This window comes from Micromonospora globbae (assembly GCF_003610785.1).
Taxonomy (GTDB): domain Bacteria; phylum Actinomycetota; class Actinomycetes; order Mycobacteriales; family Micromonosporaceae; genus Micromonospora; species Micromonospora globbae.
The window spans coordinates 1-8,964 of record NZ_RAQQ01000056.1; the positions used below are offsets into that span (position 1 = coordinate 1).

At 66.3% G+C, this 8,964-nt stretch carries 9 protein-coding genes and 1 pseudogene; 3 read left to right on the forward strand and 7 right to left on the reverse strand.

Annotation, left to right across the window (positions count from 1 at the left end; translation table 11 throughout):
* Positions 1 to 108 precede the first annotated feature (108 nt).
* Complete coding sequence (locus tag D7I43_RS31660; RefSeq protein ID WP_204985334.1) at positions 109 to 417, reverse strand: hypothetical protein; 309 nt, start codon at positions 415 to 417, stop codon at positions 109 to 111.
* 674 nt (positions 418 to 1,091) lie between these two features.
* Here D7I43_RS31660 and D7I43_RS31665 point away from each other — a divergent pair.
* The 3 genes from D7I43_RS31665 (at position 1,092) to D7I43_RS31680 (ending at position 4,240) form a co-directional block, all read left to right on the forward strand.
* On the forward strand, positions 1,092 to 1,604 hold the full coding sequence (locus D7I43_RS31665) for a hypothetical protein (protein WP_120332232.1): 513 nt from the start codon (positions 1,092 to 1,094) through the stop codon (positions 1,602 to 1,604).
* Between the two features lie 1,131 nt (positions 1,605 to 2,735).
* Positions 2,736 to 3,161 carry a PadR family transcriptional regulator gene (locus D7I43_RS31675; protein ID WP_120332233.1) on the forward strand — a complete coding sequence of 142 codons (426 nt, stop codon included), beginning with the start codon at positions 2,736 to 2,738 and terminating at the stop codon, positions 3,159 to 3,161.
* Positions 3,158 to 4,240 carry a GlsB/YeaQ/YmgE family stress response membrane protein gene (locus D7I43_RS31680; protein ID WP_120332234.1) on the forward strand — a complete coding sequence of 361 codons (1,083 nt, stop codon included), beginning with the start codon at positions 3,158 to 3,160 and terminating at the stop codon, positions 4,238 to 4,240. Before D7I43_RS31675 ends, D7I43_RS31680 begins: the two co-directional genes overlap by 4 nt.
* An 82-nt stretch (positions 4,241 to 4,322) precedes the next feature.
* Here the strand turns inward: D7I43_RS31680 and D7I43_RS31685 are convergent, their stop codons facing one another.
* The 6 genes and pseudogenes from D7I43_RS31685 to D7I43_RS32625 form a co-directional block, all read right to left on the reverse strand.
* Complete coding sequence (locus D7I43_RS31685; protein ID WP_240033318.1) at positions 4,323 to 4,928, reverse strand: hypothetical protein; 606 nt, start codon at positions 4,926 to 4,928, stop codon at positions 4,323 to 4,325.
* 530 nt (positions 4,929 to 5,458) lie between these two features.
* Positions 5,459 to 6,235: a TatD family hydrolase gene (locus tag D7I43_RS31690; RefSeq protein ID WP_120332236.1), complete on the reverse strand. Its 777-nt coding sequence runs from the start codon at positions 6,233 to 6,235 to the stop codon at positions 5,459 to 5,461.
* Positions 6,232 to 7,518, reverse strand: coding sequence for a 7-cyano-7-deazaguanine synthase (locus tag D7I43_RS31695; RefSeq protein WP_120332237.1), 1,287 nt, complete (start codon positions 7,516 to 7,518; stop codon positions 6,232 to 6,234). Before D7I43_RS31695 ends, D7I43_RS31690 begins: the two co-directional genes overlap by 4 nt.
* Positions 7,518 to 7,757 (reverse strand): hypothetical protein, encoded by a 240-nt coding sequence (locus D7I43_RS31700; RefSeq protein WP_147427368.1) that lies wholly within the window; start codon positions 7,755 to 7,757, stop codon positions 7,518 to 7,520. The genes D7I43_RS31695 and D7I43_RS31700 overlap by 1 nt, the downstream gene beginning before the upstream one ends.
* 224 nt (positions 7,758 to 7,981) lie before the next feature.
* Complete coding sequence (locus D7I43_RS32910; protein ID WP_158610198.1) at positions 7,982 to 8,200, reverse strand: hypothetical protein; 219 nt, start codon at positions 8,198 to 8,200, stop codon at positions 7,982 to 7,984.
* A gap of 126 nt (positions 8,201 to 8,326) precedes the next feature.
* Positions 8,327 to 8,964 (reverse strand): annotated as a pseudogene (locus D7I43_RS32625) (hypothetical protein); the annotation flags it as partial.

Sequence of the window (8,964 nt, forward strand, 5' to 3'; positions counted from 1 at the left end):
CAGGCTGCACGGCGAACTCGGCCACGTCCCACCCGCCGAGTACGAGGCGCTACACGCGATGACCCACCCGGTCACCGCACCCCTGAAAACCAGCTAACCAACTCTCCATCAAACCCGGGGCTTGACAAACTGCTCGCCACCACCCAGGCGACTCAGCCTGGTCCGGTCGCTGTCGACGCTGCCCTCGGGAGCCTCGCCGTCCCACAGCTCAAGCGGCGTGATCTGGGTCTGGTCGGCCAGCGTGAACATGTGCATGTGGGCCAGGTCCCAACGGGCGAACGCCGCATCGATCGCGTCAGCGAACTGGGCGAAGGTATGCGACCGGCTCGCCGCGAAGACCCTGCCCGGCCGAGGCCACAGGTCGACGCCGCGACCCGAGACCAACTCGACCCGTACGGACAGCCAGGTACGCGCCACCGCTCACCCTCCCACCAAGAACCGTCACCACCACCGCCTGAACACTACGAAACGTCACCGGCGCGCTGGCCTCGGCCGTGCCCTCGCCGGTCGAGCCTGGTTGGTCGGCGGACGTTCCATCAGCGAGCCTGAGGGCCATGATCGGCGGCGCCGACGACAGGCCGAAGCCAGATCATGCTGTGGCAGTCACATGCGTCACCGACGGCGGAGCAACCGGATCGCCGTGGGGCGCCGCCAGCCCGACGAACTCCGTGCCGTATCAGCCCGCGCGGCGTCTCGTTGACAAGCGTTAACGAATCTTCCCGCCGGCGGCCGAGAGACTGCTCGAATCGCCACCATGCCCCTCCGCGCACCGACGACCAGCGGATTTTCGGCCACGCGTGCCTCTGTGACTCCCAGCGGTAGTTGGCACTGCGACGATTCGGCAGCCTCCGGTTTCCGATTCGGCACCGGCTGTGGTTGGCACCGACACCCCGGGATTCTTGGCACTGAATGTGTCCGCGTGTCGGCCGGGCGTCATGTAACTGATCTGTTTCGATATAGGGGTGCGAGTCCCAGCGCTCGGAACGGTCGGCGGAGGTTTGCAGGCGCAGTCGGGTGAGCGCGAGCATGTCGATCAGCCAGCCGTGGCCGCCGGTGACATCGTGGGCGCGCGCCGCCCATAGGCTTGAGCCATGACTGGCCCTCATCCCATCATCGAAGGTATCAACGGCCACCGCGAGTTCCTTCTGACTGGCGAGGGCCGGCCGCCGTACGTCGAGTCGAGGTCTGAGCCGTTCCCTGACGCTGCGTCCATCGAGACCGTGCTGAACGCCCGCCGCAACCTGGACGACTGGCAGGAGCAGTACGCCACCGCGCGTACCGCGAACAACCTGGCGGCGGTCCACATCTGCACCGGCGATCTTGAGGCAGCGTTGGCGGCCTGCCAGGAGGCGGAGTCGAAACTGATCGACATGCTCCAGGAAGGCAACCCGCACCCCGAGCCGCTGACGTTCGCTGGGTTGGCGATGGTGAAGTACAACGCGGCTGTCCTGTTCTGGGCGGCGGGCGACTCTGAGAACAACTGGACGTTCGCGGACGACAACCGGCTGGGTGCGCACGAGGCGCTCATGGAGGTCGGGGAAGACGCGGACGAGGACGTCGAGTTCATCCGGTCGGCGCTGCTGGCGTTCCCCGCGTTGAGGTAGCCGGTCGGTCGGTATAGGCCTGGCCGAAGAGGGGTGTGTTTCTTTCTGAGGAAGATCGCCGAGAAGGCCCTGGCCAGCTGCGATGCGGCTTCGGCAGCGAGTGGCGCCTCCTGGAGCTATCCATGAATGCCGCTTGCGACGCCGACCAGCGGAGACACGGGCCGGCCCTCATGATCACCGGTTTGTAGCTCACTCCAGAAAGAAACACACCCCGATCGAGCCCGCTTGACCGGCATCGGAGCAGCAGCCTTGTGGTGGTGTCGAAACTCCTGGACACGAAATCCTCAGACGATCATGCGGTGCTGAGACTGACGTTCAACCGGTGTCCAAAGCCGCGGAGAGAACCAGGGATTAGCCGCCGACACGACGGTGGCCAAGTATCGCGCCTACCTCGGCCACCAATCGTCCTCAACCACTCCAAGCGATGCCATGCCGAGTGGCCGCGGCGCCAACTACGGCTGGTAAGTGCCAACTATCGCTGGTAGTCACAGCCTCCACGCTGCCAGGCCCGGACCGCCGCCGGGCGAGACGACTTGACCTTCCGCGAAAGGTGAGCGTCGATCGTGTCCGTTGTCCATCCGCCCCTCCTCGGCGGACGACATGACCCATCGACGAAGGGTTCCCGCCATGCCTCGTGAACGCCTCAGCAAGCTTGCCGTGATGCCCGACGATGTGACCGACCCACTCCTGTGGCGGCTCGCCTTCGACGTCATCGGCGCGCACCAGCCCGACAACTGCGGCAACTGCCGCAAACTACAGTGCGCCGGCCAGCGCGGCATGTGCGACGCCGCCCGTAACGCCCGCCGAGCGATGGACCTGGCCCGCCCAGCGCGGCCAGCCGCCACCCCAGCCACGACCCGGCGAGCGTACGGGCGGGCCGCCGTGGTCGCACCCCGGTCGTCGGCGTTTCGCGGCTGGTTCACCACCACACCCGCGCGGCCACCGGCGTCCCCACTCCGGCTGCGGTCTCCCGGGCCCGCCTCTCTGCCGGCTGCGGCCGCATAAACCGAGGTGACGAGACGATCAACGGCCGAGTGCTAACCCGCAGTGGCCCGGGTCGACGCACCGCCTGTGCACGACTTTCTCGCCGCTTTGCTGCCGGTATAGCTCGGCCGCCGATATATTGAGGCTATGGCTACACCAAAGCCGCTGCAGGAGCCCACCTTCCTGATCCTCACCGCCCTCGCGCGGGAGCCCATGCATGGCTACGGCGTCATCACCGACGTCGCCGCGCTGTCCGGCGGGCGGCTGGCGCTGCGGCCCGGCACCCTCTACGGCGCACTCGACCGGCTCACCGACGAGGGACTGGTCAAGCCGGACCGGGAGGAGATTGTCGAGGGACGGCTACGCCGCTACTACCGGCTCACCGACGCGGGCAGGTCGGTGCTGGCCGCCGAGACCGAACGGTTGCGCCGCAACGTCGAGGCCGCCACCCAACGCCTGAAGGCCCGCCCGGCCGGCACCCTTCGCGCCGGCGGCAGCACGGCAAACGGCTCCGCTGGCCGTCCGGGGCCGGCGGTCCGGCCCGCTTTTCGGCCGACCGGAGGTCCGGCATGAACCCGCCCAACCCGATCCCAGGGCCGGCCGAGACCAGGTCGCCGCTGGAACGCCGCTACCGGCGGCTGCTCCGTGCCTACCCCCGTCGCTACCAAGCCGAGCGGGGAGAGGAGATCGTCGGAACGTACCTCGACCTGGTCGGCCCGCAGCGGCGCTGGCCGTCCCCGCGCGACGCCCTCGACCTGCTCCGCGCCGGACTCAGAGAACGACTGCGCGCCTACGGCGCCCTCGGGCTGGCCGACGCCCTCCCACTCGCCGCGACCGCCGCACTGAACACCCTGATCGCCCTCGCGGCATTCCTATTCCTCCAAGTCGAACTCAACGACCCCCGCATCACCGGACTCGACCCGGTCGGACCGTTCCAAACCCTCGGCGCCGCCGCCTGGCTCGGCTGGCTACTCGTCGGCCTCACCGCCACCACGCTGCCCGGGCGCTGGGCCCGCTACGCCGCAGCCGCCGGTCTCCTACTGACCATCGCCTTACCGCCGGCGGCCGCCCTCACCGGGCAGCCCCGGCCGCCGCTGTTCGTGCTGATCCCCACCGTCGCGCTCGGCCTGACCGCCCTCGCGCTACCCACCCATCCCAGCTGGGTCGGACGCAGTCTGCCGCCACTCGCCGCCGGCTTCGGAACAGCGGTTTCCGTCTCGTTCGCCGCCGCGGAGAACGGCGGGAACTGGTTCACCTCGTACCGCTCGACGCCGGAGATCCTGGCGATGGTCGGTGGGCTGATGTTCGCACTGGTCCTGATCGCCGGGCTCGGCCGCGCGCTGCGGGCTGACGACGCTGGCCTCTGGGCGGCCCTGCTGCTCGCCACCCCAGCTGGCCTGTTCGGAGCCAACCAACTCAGCCAGGCCATCGCGGGCAGCCGCAGCGGCGCACCCAGCCTGACAGACTTCGCCACCACCACTGTGGCGATCCTCCTCACCGGCGCAGCGCTGTTGGCTGCCGCCATCGCCAGCCAAGCCGCACGGCAGCGGACCGTACGCCAACGAGCACTCGATAGCACCTGCCCAACCTGCGGACACCGACCAGATGCGACAGCACGGACGCGACCTCCGGAAGCCGAGATGGGAACGTGATCGGCTCTGCCTCACGTTCGGGGTCGTGACGTGCGGCTGGCGCGGTGCGTTCATGGTCGAGCGCCCCGTTCGCTCCACCTTGCTAGCCGAGCAGCGTGCGGGCGCGCTGGCTCGGCTTAAGGGTCGTGACTTTGAAGGGACAGTTCTTGTCCGTCAGCAGGGTGTATGCGTCGATGGCTCGGGTAGCGGCGTCTTGAGCTTGGTCGGCAGGCTTCACGCCGCGGCCCCGATTGCGGAACAGGGCGCCGTAGAAGGCGGAACTGAAAACGCCGCTTTCGTGCCAACCGATGATGGAAGAGGTGCCGATGTATGTGACCTCGCCTTGAAGGCAGTCCCGTACCGCCTTCTGCCATGCGCCGGTGCCGGTCTTGCAGCCGTCCGCGATGATCGCGCCGGTCGAGATTCCCTTGCCCTGGTCTGCCGCGACTTCCCCAAGCTGCTCGAAGGAGATGGTGACCTTGCCGTCCGTGCTGGTGAACGACGGGGTGACGCTGTGATCACCATGGGCCATGACGTGCAGGACATCGCAGGATGAGGTGAAGGCAGAGAGCACGGTGTCGGGATCGCGCGACCGGACGAAGTCGATATCCACGACAGGCTCGTCGCATCCGGCGTTGATGTTCTGGAGTGTTGACTGCACGAACGTCATCGCAGCATCGAACGAGGAGTCCAGCCCGATGTCCAGCAAGGTAACTCTTCTCGGCCGCATCCACGCCCCTCCCCTGACTGTGGCGGCAAGTAACGACCTACAGACCGTACGGGCAGAGTGATTGCTGGTGTTCCCGCAACAAGCTTCGCTGCATCCGACTTTCGGCGGTGGTTGATACCGGATTGGCTGAGCAGGCCTGCGCAGGCCTGGATGACTGCCTATGCCTTGGGGAGCGGGCGAGATGGTGTGGCAGCCGGTGAGCTCGGATGGCAAGTCTGTGAGCCGCATCGGTTGCACGAGTCAGGACGACTTCAGCCGAGCCGCCAGGGGCGCGCGACGCCGCGGACATGCAGAATGGCAATTATTGCTACACGATGCTGCCCTCGTTCCAGCCACCGCCTGAAAGCCATCAGGATTCCGATCCGGAAGGTCGCTGCGGTCTCCACTGATCCAAATGTGCGGCGTCCCGCCGGAGCGAGTGTGCCATCGTCTTTGGTGGCGTTCCCGAGCCGTCCCAGGCACCATATTCGGCCGAGTTGACAGGGCCGGAAGCGGACCAACACGACCTGTCACGAAAGCGGAACCGTTGCGAGGATGGCTCGTATCCGTCGGCTCAGCAGCGCACCGCAACCGGCGTGGTGTATAAGTTGCGCCAGGTTGCGCCAAATCTGCCGCCTAAAGTCTTCCATCGAGACCCGGTGATGCCGGGCCAGCGATTGTTCCACCGTTGCAACGTTGCCGGGGAGCCGCGGCTGTGCCGAGGTTCGGTCGCCGAAGGGATGATCCGTCTCGGTTAGTAGACGGTCTAACGGGATGGCATCCAGCACCTCTCGCCGGCGCGCCGACGATGCGTTTACAGAGAAGTAGCAGCCGAGATCAACGGCATGGGCAGTCGCATCCGCATCACCTAGCCACCAGTGGAGAACAACGCCAGGCACCATGCGCTTCTCCAACTCGGCGAGCAAGTCGTTCGTCGCTCCGTAGCTGTGTAGGCTAAGAACCCGAGGCATCTCAGCCAGGACTGTCAGCGCCCGCTGGAGGGTTTGACGCTGTCGGTCGAGATTGACCTTACTCTGGCCGTCGAGCCCGAACTCGCTGACGTACGGGGTGCGCTCGATAAGTGATCTAAAGGTTCCTTCGTCGAAACGGGTATGGCTTCGGGCAAGCCCGGGGTGGCTACCGACGCCCCAGACGATAGTCTCGTCTCCGCGCTCCAACGCCTTGGCGGCCTCTTCGAGAGAGCGCGTTGCGGCAAAAATAACGGCCCCGAGACCGCGGAGATCGTCCTTAGGCACGCTGACGTCGATATGCGCGTGCAGGTCCAGCGGTGGAAGTGGCCTTCTCATGCGAACAGCAGCTCCAGTTCAGTGATCCCTCGCTTACAAAGCCCATAGGCATCCTGGGTGGAGTACCAAGGTGGCAGGCTGAGCACGCTCACGTCGGAAGGGCGCAGACCGCGGGTCACGAAGTGCCGGATGGAAGCCTCAACCGACTTGTTCCGCAGGTACGCCTCGGGTCGCGCCTCATGGTTTACGAGATAGTTCGTCCGATCCGGCACGCCGGAGGCGAGGAACGACGCACGCCGAAGAAGACAGCCAAAGCAAACACCACAGTGGCTACTGACCGGCAAACGGTGGCTGCGGTGACCGGTGTGCGCGCACGAGTGGGTAGCGCTCAACAGTGACGACGCCGCATCCAGGCCAACCAGATCAGCCGCCATGCCGAACATCTCGCCCTTGGTCATCAGGGCGAAGGGGTTCTCAATCTCCGCGTGGGCGCCGGCTTCAGTCGCGAGATCGGACAGCTGCTGAAGAAACAACGGGTGCGTGGTGCGGGTCGACAGGGTGCCTCGTTGGTCGGATGTCATTGGCGGGTTGAGCGAGGCGAAGCCATTCTCCGGAATCCATAAGGGTAGCCTCTCGATGGACGCGACGGCGAGGCCGAGGGCGAGAAACAACAGGGAGCGGGTCCGCGTGGAGTATTCGTTATGGAAGGGGAAGCCGCCCGGCTGCATCTGCCTACGCGAGAAGCGGATTTGCCGGTGGAACTGTTCGGGCCCGGCGATCAGCGCCCCAATCTGCTGGACGATGTTCCGTTGGACTGGTGCAATGTTGGTTGCGCCCACGTGGGATACCAGGATGTGGGTCGCGTCTCTCAGGCCGTGGCGGGACATAAGCGCTCCGATCGTGGAGTCCGCCCCGCCACTGGCAAGCACCACCCGTTTAGCACCGCCGTAGCGGTACGCGCTGACCTGTTCGGTGGGCGTGGTCGCCTGACGGAACTGCAGTGTCCATGCGTCTCCGGACAGGAAGCCCAGCAGTGCCTCAAGCCGCTCGCGAACCGGCTCCCACCGTTCTGGCCTCTGGACCGGCACCTCAATGTCCAAATCACGGCAGGACCAGTTGGAGCTGCCAGCGCGCCGCGGCGTTGAGCGATCGGCGGCGTACACCATAACCGCAAGCCGGACCAGCTCGATGTTCGGCTCTGGCACCGGCCCGAGCAGGCCGAGACCCGGTCCGAAGGGCGAGATGAAGGAGCCAAGGTCATTCGGTGACCAGTAGAAGCGCGATGCGGCGATACCTGGGGAGATCTTTTCGGGTAGGCGGAACCGCATGGTGTAGGCAGGCATCAGGAAACCCCCTGTATGAGCCTCATGGCCTCTATGCCCTGCTCAATAGCTCGGGAGAACTCCTCCGCTGTCGGCCCTGTGGTAGAAAGCGGAGCCCGAAGCGCGAGCGCATGGGCGATCTCCAGTAGTTGACCTTCGGCCTCTGCGCTGGCCCATGCCGGCCGCTCGCCCTTGCGTAGCCGTGCCGCGGTCTCGTTGCTGGCAGCCTCGAAGATGATCCGGGCGATCGCCTCGCGCACCACTTCCTCAGGGGTGGGCGGGGCGCCATCGGCGTTAGACTCCAAGACCCACTCAGTCACCAACGCCGCGACGGCCCGCCGCTCGTCGTCTTCGATTGTGCCGTCGGGCAGCGGGCCACACGCCGCCGCGACGATTTGGCGCGTTACGTCGATGGGATCAGGGTTGGCGCGCAGGCGCTCGTAGTCGAGCCCCAGCTCCCTAAGAACAGCGGCGTTGCCGGTCCTCAGTCCGTACGCCGCTGCGGCTGCCCGGCCAGCAGTTCTCGCGGAACGCGCGGCAGAGCGCTGGGCGCCTCCGCCGCCGGCGCCCGCACCGCCACGACCAGCGCTGCCTCCACCGCCGCCCCCGCCCGGCCCGTCAGCCTGACCGGCAGCGGGCCGAAGCAGGCCAATAGCTGGTAGCAGCTGCTCAGGGCGCAGCCGAGGGACTGGCGGTCGATCATCTGGTCTATCCGGTCGCTCCTTCGGCGGCGGCGTCGGCGGTAGGGAGTCAAGCCAGTCATCGATGGTCTTGCGCAGCATCTTGCCCGCTGCGCCGCCACCGCCGGTGTACGAGCCCTTGGTACCCATTAGACGATCTGGCCCCCGAGGAGTCCGCCGATTGCTCTCCGCGTTTCCCCGTCCGGCAGTTTTGTCTGCCAGCTCTCCAGCACGCCCTTGAACATCGCCATGTCGCTAGGGGTGAAGCGAAGCACAGTCGCTGTACGCAGCTCTGAAACGGGAATGGCTCCGAGCGACTTCGCCGTGATCTCCGTGACCGACTCATGTATGCGGGCGATGCGCAACATACCTACAACCGCAGTGAGTTGCTGGGCTTTCCGGTCGCGAGCGATGCGGCCAAGATGTTGCACGATTTCTCGCGCATCGGCTGGCATGAGCGCCGCGATGTCGGCATCGGTGACAGACTTTTGTTCCGCTCGGCTGCTGGAGAGCAGGTTGGCCGTGATGTCACGCAGACGTTCGGGCAGGCCGGCATCGAGCAAAACCTGACCGGTGAATGAAGCAGCCAGATGAAGGTACGGAGCGAGGTCCACGCTGTCGAGGGCTGGTGGTAGTTTGGCCCAGCGCACCAGGTCATCGGGGTTGCGTCCACGGAAGTGGTGTACGACTTGCCCGTGATGGGCGTGTTGGGTAGATAGGAGACGGCCACCGCGCGATCCTTCGAGACGGCTAAGCCCAGTGAAGGAGAGTGATGCGCGATGGCCGC